This window comes from Bradyrhizobium sp. HKCCYLRH2015, from assembly GCF_051168215.1.
Lineage (GTDB): Bacteria > Pseudomonadota > Alphaproteobacteria > Rhizobiales > Xanthobacteraceae > Bradyrhizobium.
In genome coordinates, this window is the sequence record NZ_JBNPUO010000005.1 from 102,866 (window position 1) to 121,474 (window position 18,609).

General features: G+C 66.0%; 17 protein-coding genes. 11 read left to right on the top strand and 6 right to left on the bottom strand.

Annotated features, from left to right (window positions below; genetic code table 11):
* Positions 1 to 285: 285 nt before the first annotated feature.
* Entirely contained in the window at positions 286 to 1,893 is a 1,608-nt protein-coding gene (locus tag ACQR1H_RS14515) for a helicase HerA-like domain-containing protein (protein ID WP_315804222.1), read from the top strand.
* 159 nt (positions 1,894 to 2,052) lie between these two features.
* Complete coding sequence (locus ACQR1H_RS14520) at positions 2,053 to 3,456, top strand: M20/M25/M40 family metallo-hydrolase (protein WP_434883495.1); 1,404 nt, start codon at positions 2,053 to 2,055, stop codon at positions 3,454 to 3,456.
* Between the two features lie 135 nt (positions 3,457 to 3,591).
* Here ACQR1H_RS14520 and ACQR1H_RS14525 read toward each other — a convergent pair whose 3' ends face one another.
* Both ACQR1H_RS14525 and ACQR1H_RS14530 read right to left on the bottom strand, forming a co-directional pair.
* Positions 3,592 to 4,803, bottom strand: a complete 1,212-nt coding sequence (locus ACQR1H_RS14525; protein WP_316182569.1) for a GGDEF domain-containing protein — start codon at positions 4,801 to 4,803, stop codon at positions 3,592 to 3,594.
* Between the two features lie 145 nt (positions 4,804 to 4,948).
* A complete protein-coding gene (locus ACQR1H_RS14530; RefSeq protein ID WP_434837905.1) occupies positions 4,949 to 6,043 on the bottom strand; it encodes a trypsin-like peptidase domain-containing protein in 1,095 nt (364 codons plus the stop codon).
* 222 nt (positions 6,044 to 6,265) lie between these two features.
* Between ACQR1H_RS14530 and groES the strand changes: the two genes are divergently transcribed.
* The 5 genes from groES (at position 6,266) to ACQR1H_RS14555 (ending at position 10,078) form a co-directional block, all read left to right on the top strand.
* Entirely contained in the window at positions 6,266 to 6,580 is a 315-nt protein-coding gene (groES, locus tag ACQR1H_RS14535; protein WP_316182572.1) for a co-chaperone GroES, read from the top strand.
* 40 nt (positions 6,581 to 6,620) lie between these two features.
* The gene (groL, locus tag ACQR1H_RS14540) at positions 6,621 to 8,243 is read left to right on the top strand and encodes a chaperonin GroEL (protein ID WP_315804217.1); all 1,623 of its coding nucleotides are present in this window, start codon (positions 6,621 to 6,623) and stop codon (positions 8,241 to 8,243) included.
* Between the two features lie 265 nt (positions 8,244 to 8,508).
* On the top strand, positions 8,509 to 8,739 hold the full coding sequence (locus ACQR1H_RS14545; RefSeq protein ID WP_315716108.1) for a hypothetical protein: 231 nt from the start codon (positions 8,509 to 8,511) through the stop codon (positions 8,737 to 8,739).
* Positions 8,740 to 9,004: 265 nt separating this feature from the next.
* Positions 9,005 to 9,454 carry an Hsp20 family protein gene (locus tag ACQR1H_RS14550; protein ID WP_315804216.1) on the top strand — a complete coding sequence of 150 codons (450 nt, stop codon included), beginning with the start codon at positions 9,005 to 9,007 and terminating at the stop codon, positions 9,452 to 9,454.
* 90 nt (positions 9,455 to 9,544) lie between these two features.
* Entirely contained in the window at positions 9,545 to 10,078 is a 534-nt protein-coding gene (locus ACQR1H_RS14555) for a hypothetical protein (RefSeq protein WP_315804215.1), read from the top strand.
* Positions 10,079 to 10,185: 107 nt separating this feature from the next.
* On the opposite strand, the gene ACQR1H_RS14560 is transcribed toward ACQR1H_RS14555, so the two are convergent.
* Both ACQR1H_RS14560 and ACQR1H_RS14565 read right to left on the bottom strand, forming a co-directional pair.
* Complete coding sequence (locus tag ACQR1H_RS14560; protein WP_315804214.1) at positions 10,186 to 10,965, bottom strand: class II aldolase/adducin family protein; 780 nt, start codon at positions 10,963 to 10,965, stop codon at positions 10,186 to 10,188.
* Between the two features lie 104 nt (positions 10,966 to 11,069).
* Entirely contained in the window at positions 11,070 to 12,722 is a 1,653-nt protein-coding gene (locus ACQR1H_RS14565; protein ID WP_316182575.1) for a glycosyltransferase family 39 protein, read from the bottom strand.
* Positions 12,723 to 13,163: 441 nt separating this feature from the next.
* Here ACQR1H_RS14565 and ACQR1H_RS14570 point away from each other — a divergent pair, with 441 nt between their 5' ends.
* Positions 13,164 to 14,078, top strand: coding sequence for a hypothetical protein (locus tag ACQR1H_RS14570; protein WP_434907725.1), 915 nt, complete (start codon positions 13,164 to 13,166; stop codon positions 14,076 to 14,078).
* Between the two features lie 229 nt (positions 14,079 to 14,307).
* A complete protein-coding gene (locus ACQR1H_RS14575) occupies positions 14,308 to 14,724 on the top strand; it encodes a MucR family transcriptional regulator (RefSeq protein ID WP_315716114.1) in 417 nt (138 codons plus the stop codon).
* A gap of 9 nt (positions 14,725 to 14,733) precedes the next feature.
* Here ACQR1H_RS14575 and ACQR1H_RS14580 read toward each other — a convergent pair whose 3' ends face one another.
* Together ACQR1H_RS14580 and ACQR1H_RS14585 are read right to left on the bottom strand one after the other, a co-directional pair.
* Positions 14,734 to 15,159 carry a SufE family protein gene (locus ACQR1H_RS14580; RefSeq protein WP_315804212.1) on the bottom strand — a complete coding sequence of 142 codons (426 nt, stop codon included), beginning with the start codon at positions 15,157 to 15,159 and terminating at the stop codon, positions 14,734 to 14,736.
* 74 nt (positions 15,160 to 15,233) lie between these two features.
* On the bottom strand, positions 15,234 to 15,695 hold the full coding sequence (locus ACQR1H_RS14585) for a DUF5330 domain-containing protein (protein ID WP_315804211.1): 462 nt from the start codon (positions 15,693 to 15,695) through the stop codon (positions 15,234 to 15,236).
* A gap of 452 nt (positions 15,696 to 16,147) precedes the next feature.
* Between ACQR1H_RS14585 and ACQR1H_RS14590 the strand changes: the two genes are divergently transcribed.
* Together ACQR1H_RS14590 and ACQR1H_RS14595 are read left to right on the top strand one after the other, a co-directional pair.
* Positions 16,148 to 17,911 (top strand): PAS domain-containing sensor histidine kinase, encoded by a 1,764-nt coding sequence (locus ACQR1H_RS14590; RefSeq protein ID WP_316238689.1) that lies wholly within the window; start codon positions 16,148 to 16,150, stop codon positions 17,909 to 17,911.
* Positions 17,904 to 18,596, top strand: coding sequence for a peptidoglycan-binding domain-containing protein (locus ACQR1H_RS14595; RefSeq protein ID WP_315804209.1), 693 nt, complete (start codon positions 17,904 to 17,906; stop codon positions 18,594 to 18,596). Before ACQR1H_RS14590 ends, ACQR1H_RS14595 begins: the two co-directional genes overlap by 8 nt.
* Positions 18,597 to 18,609 lie beyond the last annotated feature (13 nt).

Genomic DNA, 18,609 nt, shown 5'->3' on the forward strand with positions numbered 1-18,609 from the left:
TTCATCTTGATCGGACGATCCGTGAATTACAAGCGAGGAGCCGGCTTGGTGCGCGAATCGATTCGCGATCGACGATGAACTGTTGCAGCGATGCAAGACCGGATGTTGAATCTACGTACCAAACGTGCGCATCGCGCGGCACCAATGCTAAGAAAAGTGCGTGCCGTGCGAAGAGGTGAGGCACCCTGACGCTGGTTCCAGCTCGCGAAACTCAACTATGTTATCGTACGCGATGCTCCGCACCACGTGTGATGCGAAACATTCTCTCTCGAAAGATGGATCATCATGGCACCATCCGGAAAACCCCTGGCTGATACCGACGACAAGATCTTCGTGGGTGCCGGCGAGCAGCCGGCCTGGTTGACACTTGCGCTTGCCAATCGTCATGGACTGGTCACCGGCGCGACCGGCACCGGCAAGACGGTCTCGCTGCAGGTGATGGCCGAAGGTTTTGCCCGTGCCGGTGTTCCGGTCTTCGCCTCCGATATCAAAGGTGATCTCTCGGGCATTTCGCAAACCGGCGAAGCGAAGGACTTCATCCTCAAGCGCGCCACCGAGCTCGGCCTCACCTATCAACCCGATCAGTTCTCGACGGTATTTTGGGATGTGTTCGGCGAGCAGGGGCATCCGGTGCGCGCCACCGTCACCGAGATGGGACCGCTGCTGCTGGCGCGGATGCTCGACCTGAACGACGTTCAGGAAGGTGTTCTCAACGTCGCGTTCCGCGTGGCCGACGAGAACGGCCTCGCCCTGATCGACATGAAGGATCTGCGCGCGCTGCTCGACGCCATCATTCCGGACGCCAAGAAGGGCGCGGATGCGGACGCCGACCCGCTGGCGCCGATCCGGAAGGCGGCGCAGTCGTTCGGCAATGTCACGCGCGCGACCGTCGGCACGATCCAGCGGCAGTTGCTCGTGCTCGAGAACCAGGGCGGCACGAAGTTCTTCGGCGAGCCGGCGCTGGCGCTCACCGACTTCATGAAGACCGACCGCGACGGCCGCGGCATGATCAACATCCTCGTCGCCGACAGGCTGCTGCAGAACCCGCGGCTCTACGCGACGTTCCTGCTGTGGATGCTGTCGGAGCTGTTCGAGGAGCTGCCGGAGGTCGGCGACGTCGCCAAGCCGAAGCTCGTCTTCTTCTTCGACGAGGCGCATCTGCTGTTCAACGATGCGCCCAAGGCGCTGATGGACAAGATCGAGCAGGTGGTGCGTCTGATCCGTTCCAAGGGGGTCGGCGTCTATTTCGTCACGCAGAATCCGCTCGACGTTCCCGATCGCGTGCTCGGTCAATTGGGCAATCGCGTGCAGCATGCGCTGCGCGCCTTCACGCCGCGCGATCAGAAGGCGGTGGCCGCGGCCGCCGACACCTTCCGCCCCAATCCCAAGCTCGACACCGCCAAGGTGATCACCGAGCTCGGCAAGGGCGAGGCGCTGGTGTCGTTCCTGGAGGGCAATGGCACGCCGGCGATGGTGGAGCGCGTCCTGATCCGGCCGCCGTCGGCGCGCATCGGATCGGTCACGCCGGAGGAACGCAAGGCGGTCATCGCTGCAAGCCCGGTCAAGGGCAAATACGACACCGCGATCGACGCCGAGTCCGCCTACGAGCTGCTGCAGAAGCGGATTAGCGGAACCGCCGTGACGACGGATGCCTCCTCCGGCGGCGTGCTCGGCAAGATCAGCGACATCGCCGCCACGATCTTCGGCACGAATGTCAAGCGCGGCCAGCTCTCGACCACGCAGGTGATCGCGCGCAACGTCGCGCGCTCGGTCACGGACAAGGTGGTCGGCGGCATCGCGGCCGATCTCGGCAAGCAGGTCGGCGGCTCGCTGGGCGGCTCGATCGGCCGTTCTCTCGTGCGGGGCGCGCTTGGTGGACTGCTGCGGCGTTGACAGGGCGCCTTGTTCCCGGTCGGCGTGATGGCCTTGTCATGTCCTCTGCGCCGACTGCGGCGCAGGCGGCATCTTCTGCCTTTGCGTGAGGCTGGCCCGGACCGCGCAACGGAGCTACAAGCGGGCCAATAGCCGTTACATGCGAAGGATCCGGTGGCCATGGCCAATGCGCAGCTTCAATCCGTTCTCGATCACATCGATGCCGACTTCGACAACAGCCTGGAACGGCTGTTTGCGCTGATCCGCATCAAGTCGATCTCGGCCGATCCGGCCTTTGCTGACGATTGCAGGGTGGCGGCCGATCACCTCGCCAAGGATCTTGCGACGCTCGGCTTTGCGACCGAGGTGCGCCCGACCGCCGGCCATCCGGCCGTGGTCGGCAAGAGCAACGGTCATGGCGCCGCCAAGCCGCATGTCCTGTTCTATGGTCATTACGACGTGCAGCCGGTCGATCCGCTCGACCTCTGGCACCGGCCGCCGTTCGAGCCTGTGGTCGCCGATCACGCCGACGGCCGCAAGATCATCGTCGCGCGCGGCGCCGAGGACGACAAGGGCCAACTGATGACCTTCGTCGAGGCCTGTCGCGCCTGGAAGAAGGTGACGGGGGCGCTGCCGCTCGACATCACCATGCTGATCGAAGGCGAGGAGGAGGTCGGCTCCAAGAACTTCGTGCCGTTCCTCGAGGCCAACAAGGACGAGTTCAAGGCCGATTTCGCGCTGGTCTGCGACACCGGCATGTGGGACCCGAACACGCCGGCGATCACCACCTCGTTGCGCGGCCTGCTCTATGAGGAGATCAAGATCAAGGCCGCCAATCGCGACCTGCATTCCGGCGTGTTCGGCGGCGGCGCGCGCAATCCGATCCGCGTGCTGACCGAAGTGCTTGGCGGCCTGTTCGACGCCGACGGCCGCATCACCATTCCCGGCTTCTATGATGGCGTGAAGGACGTTCCGCCTGAGGTGCTGGAGCAGTGGAAGAAGCTGAACCTGACGCCCGAGAGCTTTCTCAAGCCGATCGGCCTGTCGATTCCCGCCGGCGAGAAGGATCGTCTGCTGATCGAGCAGATCTCGTCGCGACCGACCTGCGACATCAACGGCATCTGGGGCGGCTATATCGGCGAGGGCTCCAAGACCGTGATCCCGTCGCTGGCGCATGCGAAGGTCTCGTTCCGCCTCGTCGAGGGCCAGGACCCGCTGAAGATCCGCAAGGCGTTCCGCGACTACGTCTCGGCGCGCATTCCCGGCGACTGCTCGGTCGAGTTCGGCGATCATTCGGCGGGCGCTGCGATCGCGCTCGACTGGACCATGAAGCCGCTCGCGGCTGCCAAGCAGGCGCTGACCGAGGAGTGGGGCAAGGAGACCATCCTGATGGGCTCGGGCGCCTCGATCCCGATCGTCACCGATTTCAAGAAGACGCTCGGTCTCGATTCACTGCTGGTCGGCTTCGGCCTCGACGACGACAACATTCATTCGCCGAATGAGAAGTACGACCTCAAGAGCTACCACAAGGGCATCCGCTCCTGGGCCCGCATCCTCGCCGCGCTCGCGGAGATGCCACGGTAGGGCGACAGGGGCTCGCTGTCCGTCGCCCGCATGAGCGAAGCGCCATGCGGGGTCAACGCAGCAGGGTGTGAGAACCCGGATGTCGCTTCGCTCATCCGGGCCACGATGGCGCTGGTCCTTGTCCTGAGGCTGAGCTCACGCAGCGCTGGCGACCGAGCTCGCGGTCGGGTCGCTGCCGGCGATCTTGCGCAGCGCTGCGAGATTGGCCTCGGCGGAGGCCAGCCGCCAGCAGGACTTGCCGCTCGACTTCGCTTCATACAATGCGGCGTCCGCCGCGAACAGCAGGGCTTCCGGATCGGTGCCGTGCTCGGGCGCGACGGCAATGCCGATGCTGATGCCGATCTGGACATGCGCGCCGCCCGGCATGGCCATCGGCGCGGTCATCACCTCGATGATGCGCTCGCCGAGCGCCAGCGCGTGGTCGATCGCCGGATCACCGGCGAGCACGACGAATTCGTCGCCGCCGATCCGGGCGATGACGTCGTCGGGAGCGGCGGTCTGCCGCAGCGTCCGGCCGACGATCTTCAGCAGCTCATCGCCTGCGGCATGACCGAAGGTGTCGTTGACCGGCTTGAAGCCATCGAGGTCGAGATACAGGACGGCAAAGCTGCGATCGCCGCCGGCGTTGAGCCTGCTCTGCAGCGCATCGATCAGGCCGGCGCGATTGGACAGACCCGTGAGCGGATCGAGCCGCGCCCGCTCGTCGCTCTCGCGTTTGGCCTGCATCACCGCCACCAGCATCCTGTTGAGCCGGAACGCCGCGCCGGTCATGGCGAGGAAGTAGACCGGCATCTGCAGATACATCGCGAACAACAACGGCTCATGCGACGTCGCGACGCCGGGGATCACGGGGCCGATGCTGAACAGGATCATCGTGCCGACGAGGCGCGGCGCGCTGAAATTGCGAAAGCAGATGCCGCCGACCATGGCGGCCGAGGAGATGCAGGTCAGTGACGCGGCCACCCAGTCGCCGGACGCCAGGCTGATGCCGACGCCGAAGCCGACGCTGGCGCTCCAGGCCACCGACAGCAGGATGTGGATGTCGGTCGGCGTCGCCAGCCGCTCGCGCGCGCGGCGGTAGGCGATCATCATCACGACCAGCCGCGACAGGCAGACCGCGACCTCGAGCACGAACCAGGTGATGAACAGCGGGCTCGGCGTGCGCAGCGCAAGCGCAGCAGCAACGGCGACGGTGTTGATGGCGCCGCCGGCGAACACCGACCAGCAGCCGTAGAGCTCGCCGGTCAATGCGCCGCGGATATCTGATGACACCGGATATCCCGGGTCGGCCAGCCAGCGCGTCACGCGCCAGCGTGGCAAACTGAACGACAAACCATCACCCCGCATTTCAATACCTCCGCGGGGTTGCACTAACCGCGAGGGCACTTAACACGCGTTTATGGAGGTATCGGCGTCTCGCTGCATGCTTGATGCACGGTAAAAATTTACTCCACGTGGTATGCGCAGCTAACAGCGAACTGAAGTTGAATTCTCAGCCCGAGGTTCGCGCACGCGCACGTTCTTCGGCGACCGGCGCGACCTCCACTGTCGCATTGCCGAGCGCGCGGTCGCGCTCGAACACGAGACGGACGCGCTGTCCGACCGGTGTGAGGCCGATCAGGTTGCGCACCTGCGTGGCGCTGCGCACCGGCATGTCGTTCGCCTTCACGATGATGTCGCCCTTGCGCAGCCCCGCGCGTTCGGCCGGCGAGCCCACGGTGACGTCGGCGACGCGCGCGCCTTGAATGCGGCCATCGGCCGGCGCGTCGAGGTCGAGCAGGGTCACGCCGATGCGGCCGCGATCGACGCGGCCGTTGGCGACGAGCTGCTCCATCACCCGTCGCGCCATGTTGATCGGCACCGCGAAGCCGATGCCGACATTGCCTCCGCCGGGCGAGATGATCGCGGTGTTGATGCCGACCAGCTCGCCACGCAGATTGATCAGCGCGCCGCCGGAATTGCCGGGATTGATCGCCGCGTCGGTCTGGATGAAATCCTCGTAGCCCTGCTTGCCCAGGCCCGTGCGTCCGAGCGCGCTGACGAGGCCCGAGGTGACCGTCTGGCCGAGGCCGAACGGGTTGCCGACCGCGATCACGAAGTCGCCGACCTCGAGCGCGTCGCTGTCGCCGAGTGCGATGGCCCTGAGCTCGATCGGGTCCCTGATCTGCAGCAGCGCGATGTCGGTGGCGGGATCGCGCCCGACCAGGCGGGCGGCGAATTTGCGGCCGTCCTTGGTGCGGATCTGCGCTGTCGTGACGTGTTCGACGACGTGGTTGGCCGTCATCACGTAGCCGCGCTGCGCATCGACGATGACGCCGGAGCCGGTCGCGCTGATCTGCTTCTCGACCTGCTTCGGCACGTCGAAGAACTCGCGGAACAGCGGGTCCTGGTAGAGCGGGTTGTCCTGGCGGACCTTGCCCTCGACCGAGATGTTGACGACGGCCGGCGTCACCTCCTTGACCAGCGGCGCGAGCGTCGGCACCCGGCCGAGCTTGAGATCGGGAATTTGGGCCAAGGCAGGCCCGGTCATCAGGCAAAGCAGGATGGCAGGCGCCAGGACGGCCCGGAGAGAAGGCGGAAGCTGCATCGTGATCCCCAACAAGCGCGATCAGGATTTTTCGGCGACGACAGAGCTGGGAAAGCGGCCGGCCCGGTTCAAGAGCCGGGCTGGCAATCGTTCCCCGAGAGTGCCAAAAAATTTGCGTGACCCTCTTGAACGAAAAGTTCGGCTTTCCTAGGTCGTTGCTCGCCCGGGGGCCTGATGGGACCCGAGGCTTATGACATCGCTGATCTGTAAAGGAGGATGTGCATGCATTTCCGTCCACTGCACGACCGCGTGCTCGTGCGCCGTATCGATGCCGAGGAGAAGACCAAGGGCGGCATCATCATTCCCGACACCGCCAAGGAGAAGCCGCAGGAGGGCGAGATCGTTGCCGCGGGTCCGGGGGCGCGGAACGAGCAGGGGCAGCAGGTCGCCCTCGGCGTCAAGCCGGGAGACCGCGTGTTGTTCGCGAAGTGGTCGGGCACCGAGGTCAAGATCGACGGCAAGGATCTCCTGATCATGAAGGAGAGCGACCTGCTCGGCATCATCGACGCGCCCGCCGCGGCGAAGAAGGCCGCCTGATCCCCAACTGACAGTCATCGAAGGAAAGGAGACGACGAACATGGCTGCCAAGGACGTGAAGTTTTCCACCGACGCGCGCGACCGCATGCTGCGCGGCGTCGACATCCTCGCCAATGCCGTGAAGGTCACGCTCGGCCCCAAGGGCCGCAATGTCGTGATCGAGAAATCGTTCGGCGCGCCGCGCATCACCAAGGACGGCGTCACGGTCGCCAAGGAGATCGAGCTGGAGGACAAGTTCGAGAACATGGGCGCGCAGATGGTGCGCGAGGTGGCCTCGAAGACCGCCGATCTCGCCGGCGACGGCACCACGACCGCCACCGTGCTCGCCCAGGCCATCGTGAAGGAGGGCGCCAAGTCGGTGGCCGCCGGCATGAACCCGATGGATCTCAAGCGCGGCATTGATCTCGCCGTCGACGCGATCGTCGCGGACCTCAAGGCGCACGCCAGGAAGATCACCAGCAACGACGAGATCGCCCAGGTCGGCACCATCTCGGCCAATGGCGACAATGAGATCGGGCGTTTCCTCGCCGAGGCCATGCAGAAGGTCGGCAACGAGGGCGTGATCACGGTCGAGGAGGCCAAGAGCCTCGATACCGAGCTGGAAGTGGTCGAGGGCATGCAGTTCGACCGCGGCTATGTCTCGCCGTACTTCGTCACCAACTCCGAGAAGATGCGGGTCGAGCTCGAGGATCCCTACATCCTGATCCACGAGAAGAAGCTGTCGGGCTTGCAGACCATGCTGCCGCTGCTCGAGGCCGTGGTGCAGTCGGGCAAGCCGCTGCTGATCGTGGCTGAAGACGTCGAGGGCGAGGCGCTGGCGACCCTGGTCGTCAACAAGCTGCGTGGCGGCCTGAAGATCGCGGCCGTCAAGGCGCCGGGCTTCGGCGATCGCCGCAAGGCCATGCTTGAGGACATCGCGATCCTCACCGGTGGCACGACGATCTCGGAGGATCTCGGCATCAAGCTGGAGAACGTGACCTTGTCGATGCTCGGCCGCGCCAAGAAGGTCGTGATCGACAAGGAGAACACCACCATCGTCGACGGCGCCGGCAAGAAGGCCGACATCGAGGCCCGCGCGCAGCAGATCAAGCTGCAGATCGAGGAGACCACCTCCGACTACGACCGCGAGAAGCTGCAGGAGCGGCTGGCCAAGCTCGCCGGCGGCGTCGCGGTGATCCGGGTCGGCGGCGCCACCGAGGTCGAGGTCAAGGAGCGCAAGGACCGCGTCGACGATGCGCTGCACGCCACCCGCGCCGCGGTGGAGGAGGGCATCCTGCCCGGCGGCGGCGTGGCGCTGCTGCGCGCCACCAAGGTGCTCGACGGCGTCAAGACCGCCAATGCCGACCAGAAGGCCGGCGTCGACATCGTCCGCCGCGCCATCCAGGTGCCGGTGCGGCAGATCGTGCAGAACGCCGGGGAGGACGGCTCGCTGGTGGTCGGCAAGCTCCTGGAGAAGGATGCCTATGGTTGGGGCTTCAACGCCGCGACCGGCGAGTACCAGGATCTGGTGCAGGCCGGCGTGATCGACCCGGCCAAGGTGGTCCGTACCGCGTTGCAGGACGCGGCCTCGGTCGCCTCGCTGCTGATCACCACCGAGGCGCTGGTGGCGGACAAGCCGAAGAAGGCCGACGCCACCGCGGCCGCGCCGTCGATGGACTTCTGATCCGATGCAGCCGGGGGCGGCTGGCCGCAGCCACCCCCGGCTCCCCGAAAGAAATATCGACAAACAACTGATCGCTGCCCCGTGAGGTCGTGGATCGGCCACAACGCGCAGCTATCAATCAGGCCAACGACCGCAATCCGTCCACAACCGGCCACAATTGCATTCGGTGAGCCGGCTGAGAACGGACCGACGGTCGACGGGAGGTGTGGTTGAGCGCTGTCGCGCCGCCCGGTCTCATCAGCAGCGCGAGCTCGCAGGCCCGATCATGCCAGCCTGGCAATACGATCATCCGCCGCCCAACCCGACCTCCGTCATGAGCATGGGCGATCCGCGTCGCTTGACACGGTTTCTGATCGAGAGCGAACAGCGCGTGGTGGCACACTGCCAGGCCGTGCTGTCGCGCGGTGACATCGATCAGCGCGAGCGCGACCGGCTGGTCAGCGTGCTCCGGGAGGCGACGATGCGGCTGCAGCGGCTGTCTGCCGTGGCCGCCTGACGGGTGTTGCGCCGCGAAAAGGCTACGACAAAAAATTCGATCTTCCCCTCTTGAAATGGATATCGGTTGTTCTAATTCGTCTGCTGCCGCTTCGGCGGCGCCGGGTGCCATCAGGGCCCGGTCGAAATCTGGGCGCTGACCGGTTGTCTGGTACTCAGTAGTCTCTTGTACCAAGTCTCTTGGTACTCAGACATCTCCGGGACTTTGAAGTCCGCATCGGCTCGGCGCTCCTTCGTATCCATCTTGCTCTCAGGAGGACTTGGCTATGAGGACCTACGACTTCTCTCCGCTGTGGCGTTCGACCATCGGTTTCGACCGTCTGTTCGATCTGCTCGACGAGACCCAGCGCGCGGTCGAGGACAACTATCCCCCGTACAACATCGAGCGGCTCGGCGACGACCGCTACCAGATTTCGCTGGCGCTGGCGGGGTTCGCGCCGGACGAGCTGTCGATCACCGCCGAGCACAACGTGCTCACGGTGGAAGGACGCAAGGGCGACAAGGAGACCCGCGAATATCTCTATCAAGGCATCTCGTCGCGGCCGTTCAAGCGGCAGTTCAATCTCGCCGACTACGTGCAGGTGACCAACGCGGCGTTCGACAACGGCCTGCTGCGGATCGAGCTCGTGCGCGAGATCCCCGAGGCGATGAAGCCGCGCCGCATCGCCATCGGTACAGTGCCGGTCGAGAAGATCGCGCAGCAGAAGGCGGCCTGACGCCTTGTTCGAGTTGCGGCGCGGGCGGCGTGTCGCCCGCGCCCTTGCAGCATCTGTCTCTTGTGAAAGGAGTGGAAGAGGAGAGACGCCATGAGCGAGCACCGTTTTTCGATCACCGCGGGCAGAGCCGGATTCCATCCGGTCTCGCACTACGAGTCGCCGGCCGACCTGCTGAACGATCGCAAGCTGTCACTGGCCGAGAAGCGGCTGATCCTGTCGTCCTGGGCGTCAGACATGTATGCCGTCGAGTCGCAGCCGGGCCTGCGCAAGATTCCGGGCATCTCCAGGCCGCTGCATCTGGCCGATGTGCTCGGCGCGCTGCGTCAGCTCGACCGCGAGGATCAGCCGCCGCGCCCGCGCGGCGGGGCGGCCATGCGCATCGTTCCGCGCGTCGATGTCGAGGCCGATGGCGCTGCGATGGACAGCACCGCTAGCGGCAGGATGCGGCCCGCCGCCCGCCTGCGGTTCTCGCGCGAGGCCAATGTGCGGCGCTATCGCAAGCTGCTTGCCACCCACCTCGCCGAGCACGAGCGGCGCTTCGTCGAGCGCCGGCTGGCCGAGGAGCTGCGGCAAGTGCACGGCCCGGCCGAGCGGCATGGCTCGGCTCGGGCCGGGTGCTGCTGACGAGGGACATCGCCGGACGAATGAAAACGCCGCCCGGAATTGGGCGGCGTTTGACTCCGAAAGCGTAGAGGGTGATGAACCCAGGCTAGCCGATCATCGGCGAAAAATCAATTCCGGTAGCCCGGGTTGACGCGATCGAGCCGGCGCAGCAGCGGCGGCCACACCAACTGATTGGAGCGCAGCTCGACGCGATCCTCGTTGTCGAACAGCTTCGCGTTCTTGTCGATGACCTCGTCGCGCACCGGATAGGCCGAGGGACCGAGCGTGCGGGTGCGCACCTGGATCGAGCAGGCGCGCTCCAGATGATACATGCGCTCGAAGGCGGAGGCGACGGAGCGGCCGACCGTCAGCGTGCCGTGATTGCGCAGCAGCATGTGGTTCTTGCTGCCGAGGTCGTGCTGCAGCCGCGGCCGCTCGTCATGGTCCAGCGCCACGCCTTCATAGTCGTGATAGGCGAGGTCGTGGGTCACGTATTGCGCGATCTGGTTCAGCGGCAGCAGGCCGTCGGCGCAGCTCGACACGGCGACGCCGTCCAGCGTGTGCAGATGGATCACGCAGCCGGCATCCTCGCGGACCTCGTGGATCGCGGAATGGATGGTGAACCCGGCGGGATTGATGCTGTACTCGCTCTCGGACAACTGATTGCCGTAGAGGTCGACCTTGATCAGGCTGGAGGCGGTGATCTCCTCGAACAGCAGGCCATAGGGGTTGATCAGGAAGTGATGCTCGGGGCCGGGCACGCGGGCGGAGATGTGAGTGTCCACCAGGTCGTCCCAGCCGAACAGCGCCACCAGCCGGTAGGCGGCGGCGAGATTGACCCGCTGCGACCATTCGGCCTCGGTCATGTTCGACGGCACTTCCTTGAGGCGCGCTTCGGCTGGCGACATGGCATTCTCCGATTTCCTGGGTTGACCGGAGCCTAAGCGGCTCGCCGCCGCGCGACAAGGCGCGGGGCAGGGGGGCAGTCATGCCGTTTGGCCGAGTGCGCCGCTCAGGGCGCCGGGATCGACAGCAGGCTGGAGATGCTGCGGCCGCGGATGTCGTAGACCCGGGCAAACACGACGTCATCGCGCTTGATCTCGACCATGACCGGGGCCGTCAGTCCCTTGCAGTAGAACTCGCCGAGCGTCATGGCGAAGTCGGCCGCATGGCTGTCCCAGCCGATGGTGAAATCGGGGCCGAGCGCGACCTGGGCGGGGCGCTGCGGGCCGCAGACCGCGACCTTCCATTTGTGCCCGATCGGCGGCACCTCCTGGCGCTCGTCGAGCTGTTCCTTCAGCCCGTCGGAGGCCTGCTTCAGCGCCAGCCCCCAATAGTCGAGCATGAAGCGGGTGTCGGCCTCGCGCACGGTGCCGGCGATGAAGTTGAAGTGGGTGTACTGATAGGGATGCAGCCGGATCATCTCCGCCAGCGGCAGCAGCAGGCCGAAGCAGAACGCGGCGATCGCCACCGGCTGCCAGCTCCGGCGCTCGTCGGCGTTGAGCCACGACAGAAGCCAGGAGAAGGCGATGCCGCCGAGCAGCGCCATCGGCGGGATCACGAACACGAAATGGCGGATGCCGTTGTAGAGCGCCGGGCGTTTGACGATCGCGATCAGGATCGGCAGCGTCGCCGCCAGGGTCAGCATCAACAGGATGCTCTTCTGGCGCGCCGGCATGTCGGGCCGCGACAGCGACATGATCGAGGCGACGACGCCGGCGACGAACAGCGCGATCATCAGTTCGGGCAGTTGCAGCGCGAACAGCGTCGGCAGATACGACCAGGGCATGTCGGGCACCGAGACCAGCGCCCCGTCGAACATCTCCTTCCACGGCTTCTCGAAGAAATGCGAGAAGTAGGTCAGGGCCCGGAACGGGTTGGCCGGTTCGATGATCGACCACGGCCAAATCAACCCCATGATCAGGTAGCCCAGGATCAGGCCGGGGATCAGCACGTAGAGCACGTGGGCGAAGCGGCGGATCGCCTCGCGGGGCCCTTGCGTGCGGTACTCCTCCATGAACAGCGGCATGAAGCCGACCATGGCGTAGACCACGGCCATGCCGCCGAGGATCCGCGAGCCGATCGAGAAGCCGGCGCCGAGGCCGATGATCAGGATGGTGCGTGGCGAGGGGTAGGGATACTCCTCGGCAAGGCGCACGAGGCCCATCAGCAGCACCACCATGGCGACCGCGAAGGGCGCGTCCTTCGGGTTCATGAACATGTGGCCGTAGAAGATCGGGCAGAGCGCCAGCAGCAGCAGCGCGGCGAGGCCGGCCACGGGGCCGCCGATGCGGCGCGCCAGGCGCCAGGTCACGCCGAGGCCAATCAGCCCGACGATGGCCCCGACCAGCCGGCGGGTCTCGAACAATTCCAGCGGCATGATCTTGTGCAGCAGGGCTGCAACCATGTCGAAGCCGCCACCGTACATATAGAGGTTGGCGAACGACAGCGCCGCCTGGTCCCTGAAACCGGAGCCGTACATGCGCAGCAACAGATCGGCATATTCGGCATGGGTGTAATCGTCCCAGCCGAGGCCGTAATCCCGGAACGTCAGTCCGGCCACCACCGCGACTGCGGCGAGCACGAACACGGCGAGATCGTCATACGTCCGCTCGAGGGACCGCCGCGTCGGCGTCTCGAGGACCGAAGTGGTTATCGTTGTCATGGCTGAGTGTGACCCGGCGTCCCCTGGCGACCCCGCTTCCGCGTTTCAGGCTTGTGTTCCCCGCCTGCGTATAGCGCGTCCCGTGTTCGGAGGTGTCGAAAATATGGGAGGCACGCCTTGTCGCAGCGCAGCGGGGACCCGAATTTCGGCTGCTAAGCGCCATATTGGCACAGCCAAATGAACGCCCGCTGAACCAGAAGGACCGGGAGAACCCGAGAGGAACCTCCAGGAATTCCGAGGGTTGGCTGAACCGTATTGTGGCGGGATCGTGGCGGGCGGCGCAGGTCGGATACGAACTTCGGCGGTCTTGGACGAACTTCCGCTGCAAATCGTCGCGGATTTGGACTAGAAACCGGATTCAAGGACGCGCGCAACCGCAGCTATCTAATGTGATTTCGGTCGGGACACCGCCCGGAACCGGCGCATTAGGGGATGAGTTCGATGATGAGTGCAATGTTGGCCGCCGGGGCCCTCGCCGTGTTGGCCGGGCTCGGGGCGATCGCCTGGGGAATTCCGGTCAAGGAGTTCAGCGTCGGTAATACGCTGATCCTGTCGGGGACCCTTGGCGTGTGCAGCGGGCTGATCCTGTTCGGACTGGCGGCCGTCCTCAACGAGCTGAAGGTGATTTCGAGCCGGCTGAGGTCGCGTTCGGGCGCCGAGTCCGAGGCCAGGCCCCTGCAGCTCCCGCCTGCCGCCGGGACGACCGACTTCGAGACCGCCCCGGTGCCGCCGACAGAAGATGTCTGGCGCGAAGGCGGTTCGCCGCGTCCGCGTCCCCGCATGCCGGACCTGTCGGCCCCCTTGTCCTCGGGGCTGTCGTCGTCCTCACCGCTGTCCTCGTCTCCCTTGTCAAGCTCGCTGCGCGCCTCCGAGTCCTTGCGGGATCCCGCCGAGTCGCCGTCCGAACCCGCCGAGCGGCCCAAGCGCAACCTGCTGTTTGCGTCGTCGCGCCGGGAGCGGGACCGCGCGGAGAAGCGCGGCGCCGAGCCGCTGCCGACGGATTTCCGGTCACCGCCCCTCAGCGCCCCGCCGCCCGTGCCGCTGGACGAACCTGCCGCGACCGAGCCGGGCGCGTCGGACGGCTGGTCGCGACCGGAGCGGACGCCGGAGCCTCTGCGCCCGCCGTTCCCGCGGCGCCTGGCGCGGGCCGCCCCGGCCTTCGTCGATCCCGAGCCGCCGCCGCCTGAGCCGAAGGATCTGGACGCGCCGGCCGTCAGCATCGTCAAGTCGGGCGTGGTGGATGGGATGGCCTATTCGCTCTATTCCGACGGCTCGATCGAGGCGCAGATGCCCGAAGGGATGATGCGCTTTGCGTCGATCGACGAGCTGCGCGCCCATCTCGAAGGCCGGACCTGAGGCAGCGGGATCACACGGTCAGGTTGAACCCGGCTGGCATACGGTACACAGTACTTGGCGGGTGACAGACTTCTCAAGAAGAAGTCCTCACTATCTTGTCATTTTGCCAGTCATTTGCCCATATTGCTTGCAGAATCGCGAGACAACGCTGCCACTCGGCGCGAGTGATACTTGCGATCGAGGGATACTTGCGATCGACGGTCACAGGGCGGAGCGGGATGAGGGGTCAATGACCGAAGCGGTCGGCAAGAGCTTTATCGATCTGACGGCCGACATCGTGTCGGCCTATCTCAGCAACAACCCGACCCCGGCGGCGGAGATTCCCTCTCTGATCAGCCAGGTGCATGCGGCGCTCACGCGGGTCGCAGCGGGACGAAGCGAGCCCGCGCCGGAGCCGGCGCGGCCGGCGGTGCCGGTGAAGAAATCGATTCATCCGGACTATCTAGTCTGCCTCGAGGACGGCAAGCGCTTCAAGTCGCTGCGGCGACATCTGCGCACGCAGTACAACATGACGCCGGAACAATACCGCGACAAATGGAACCTGCCGCCGGACTATCCGATGGTGGCGCCGAACTACGCGGTCACCCGCTCGCAGCTTGCCAAGAAGATGGGCCTGGGCCAGCAGCGGCCCGAGCGGGAAAAGTAGCCGAGCCGATCAGGACGCTGCGGCGAGCGCCTCGCGGGCGTCGGCGCGGATGCGCTCGACCATCGAGCGCAGGCCGTTGGAGCGCTGCGGCGTCAGATGCTCGCGGAACCCGAGCTCGTCGAACACCGCGGGCGCATCGATGGTCATGATCTCCTGCGGCGTCCGCCCCGAATACAGCGTCAGCAGAATTGCGATCAGGCCGCGAACGATATGGGCGTCGCTGTCGCCGAGATAGTTCAGGACCGGCACGGCGCTGCTGTGATCGACGTGCTTGGACAGCCAGACCTGGCTGGCGCAGCCCTGCACCTTGTTCGCGGCGGAGTGCTCGTCCTCCGGCATCGGGGCCAGGGTGCGGCCGAGCTCGATCACGTAGCGGTAGCGGTCGTCCCAGTCGTCGAGCAGGGCGAAATTGTCGCGGATGTCGTCGATCGTCATGATGCTCTTCGGTCCCGATGTCGGCTTTCATATAGGCGTTCGGGACGACGAAAGCGACAGTCGGTTCCGCCGGTTCAGGGCGTCGGCGGCAGATGCCATTCGACGGCGAGATCGTCGGTCGAGAGCGTATCGGCCGGCGCGTCGCCCGGCGGAATCTCCTCGAGCACGGGGGCGTCGATCGAGCCGGTGTGATCGTTGCCGCGCTTGTCGAGACTGGCCGGCTTCACCGGGCCGATGAACTTGTCGGCGCCGGCGGGCTTCTCCGCGCCTTCGGCCTTGTCGGTGATGATCTGGTAGATCTTGCGCGCGCCTTCCTGGGCGCGGTGGCCGATCACGGTCGCGGCCTGGCCGCCGACCTCGCAGGCCTGCGGCTGGCGCTTGCAGAACTGGCTCATGTCGGAGACGGCCGCGGTCGCGGCCTGCACGGCTTCGTGCGCATTGATCTGCGGCAGCTTGTCGGCGTCCGGGCTCTTCTCGCGCGGCAGCAGCACCAGCACGAGTCCGAGCCAGAATGCCATCCGAAGCAGAAAGAACATCACGCAACCCCGACCGTGCTGCTGATCTCGCGTGCTCAAATCGCGCAACGGGATCGCAGCTGATTGTTCTATGTCGCGACTGCTTGCATTGGGCTTAATTGGTTGAGATTTCGCGAAGCCGGGCGCTGGATTTTTTTCGGAGTCAATTTTTCATTGGCGCCGGGCGCCCGCGCCGTGCAACCGGCTGTAGATCGCGCCGCTTTCGCAACCGCAGGCCCGGCCGGAAACGATGCATTCACCATCCCGGCCGAATGGCGGGCTCACCGCAGTCTGGACCTTAGCGTTCGCTTAATGCGAGTCTGACACGGTGACTTCCGACGACAGGGGGCGTCCCGGCGCGTTCTCTTTGTGAGAACCACCGATTAGGCCGAGGCGCGAGAGCCGTGAGTGTGTTGAGTATCATCCGCGATTGTCTCGATGCGTTATTGCATCCATCGGCTCGAACTGATGCGATGACGCGCGCGCGTCATCGCGCCTTCATCGCGCCGCGCCTGCTGGGCAGCCTCGCCGCCTTCGCCGTGTTTCCCGCCTATCTCGCGCTACGCGGTGCGCCGAGCGCGCTCGAGGTCGGCGCGCTGTCCTGGCTGATCGCGCCCATTCTGCTGTCCTGGTATCTGTCACGCACCGGCCGCTACGAGAGCGCCTGCGCGCTGTCGTCGATGGCGCTGTCGGCGCTGATCATGGCGGTGTCGATCGAGACCGGCGGCATCGAATCCTTTGCCGCGGTGTGGCTGATCGTCGTACCCCTGGAAGCCTCGTTCTCGGCCTCGCGCCGCGTCGTCGTGTTCTCCGCGGGGCTCGCACTGTGCTGCGCGCTGCTGCTCATCCTCATCGGTCATTTCGGGTGGCTGCCGAAGCCCGAGATCAACCCCGCCCTGCGCACCGGGCTGCTCGCGTTCGGCGTCGCCTCGGCCACGCTCTATGCGGCCGTGCTCGCCTTTGCCGCCGACACGCTCGCGCGCACCGGCGTGACGCTGCTGTCGATGGAGGAGGAGCGTTATCGCCTGCTCGCACGTAATATGAGCGACGTGATCTCCCGTCACCGTCGCAACGGCGCGGTCATGTTCATCTCGCCGGCGGCCGAGACGCTGCTCGGCGCGCCGGTCGCGCAGTTGCATGGCCACGGCCTGTTCGAACGGGTCCATGTCGCCGACCGGCCGGCCTACCTCACGGCGCTGTCGGAAGCGGCGGGCGGCAGCGAAGCCTCGAGCGTCGAGTTCCGCCTGCGCCGCGATGCGCCGGGCGAGGGCCGCGGCTTTCATCATCCGGTGGATTTCATCTGGGTCGAGATGCGGTGCCGCCCGCTCGACCGCATCGGCGTGATGCCGGGCGGGTCGGAGCAGGAGGTGGTCGCGGTCATGCGCGACGTCACCGACCGCAAGCTGCAGGAGCAGGCGCTCGAATTGGCGCGCAGCGCTGCCGAGCGCGCCGACGCCGCGAAGACGCGATTCCTCGCGACCATGAGCCACGAGCTGCGCACGCCCTTGAACGCCATCATCGGCTTCTCCGAGATGCTGATGCAGGAGCAGGTGCTGGTGCTGAATGCGGCGCGGCGCCGCGAATACGCGCAACTGATCAACGATTCCGGCCAGCATCTGCTGTCGGTCGTGAACGGCATCCTCGACATGTCGAAGATGGAGTCCGGCAATTTCGAGCTGACGCCGGAGCCGTTTGCGCCGCGCGCTGCGCTGATCAATTGCTGCAACCTGCTGGCGCTGCGGGCGCGCGAGAACGGTGTCGATCTGTCGGCCGACGTGCCGCAGGACCTGCCGATGGTCACCGGTGATCCGCGCGCCTTCAAGCAGATCGTGCTCAACCTCGTCTCCAATGCCATCAAGTTCACCGAGCGCGGCGGCCGTGTCACGGTCTCTGCCGGCGTCGACGGCGCGCGCCTGCTGCTGCGAATCACCGACACCGGCGTCGGCATCGCCGCCGATGATCTCAAGCGCATCGGCGATCCGTTCTTTCAGGCCGGCAAGACCTACCAGCGGCGCCACGAGGGAACCGGGCTCGGGCTGTCGATCGTCAAGAGCCTCGTGAACTTGCACGGCGGCGAAATGTCGATAGAAAGCAAGATCGACGAGGGGACCACGGTCACGATCGCGCTGCCGATCAACTTCGTGGCCGAGGCCGCCGCCGGCGCCACCGTCACGCCGCTGTCACCCTCGCGCTCCGCCCAGCCAGGGCAGGTCATGCAGGTGAAGAAGAGTGCCTAGACGAGCTGCAGAGGATGATCCGGCGCCGCCGCGCCGTCGCAAGCGCGCCGCTGCGGCTGCGGCCGTCGTCGACGTGGCGGAGGAGCGCGGCTGGCTGCTGCGGGCCATGCTCTACAGCCCGAAGGATCTGTTTGCGGGCCTGCTGGCCTGTGCGGCTGGCAGCGCCATCATCATCAATGCCGTGTTCCTGCAATCGGGACCGCATCCGGCGCCGATGTTCGGATCGATCGTCACCATTCCGCCCAATCTGACGAGCTCCAATCCGCTGCCGCGGCCCCGGCCGATGGACATCTCGCCGCTCGATCCGAAGGTGATCGAGACGCGGCCCGCTGAAACCAGGGCGGCGGAGCAGAGGGCGGTCGAGCAGCGCGCGACCGAGGCGCGTCCGGATCAGAAATATGCCGATCCCCTGGCCGATCTCGTCCGCTCGGTCAGCGGCGGGCAGGGCAACGTGCCGCGTCCGCAGCCGACGCAGCAGGGCGGCAATGTTCGCCGTGTGGCTGCGGTCCAGCGTGCGCTGACCGAATATGGCTATGGCCAATTGAAGCCGACCGGGATGGTCGGCTCCGACACCCAGGCCGCGATCCAGAAGTTCGAGCGTGAGCGCAAGCTGCCGGTGACCGGCCAGGTGTCGGACCGCCTGGTGCGCGAGCTTGCGATTGTCATCGGTCACCCGATCGAATAGAGCAGGGCGGCTG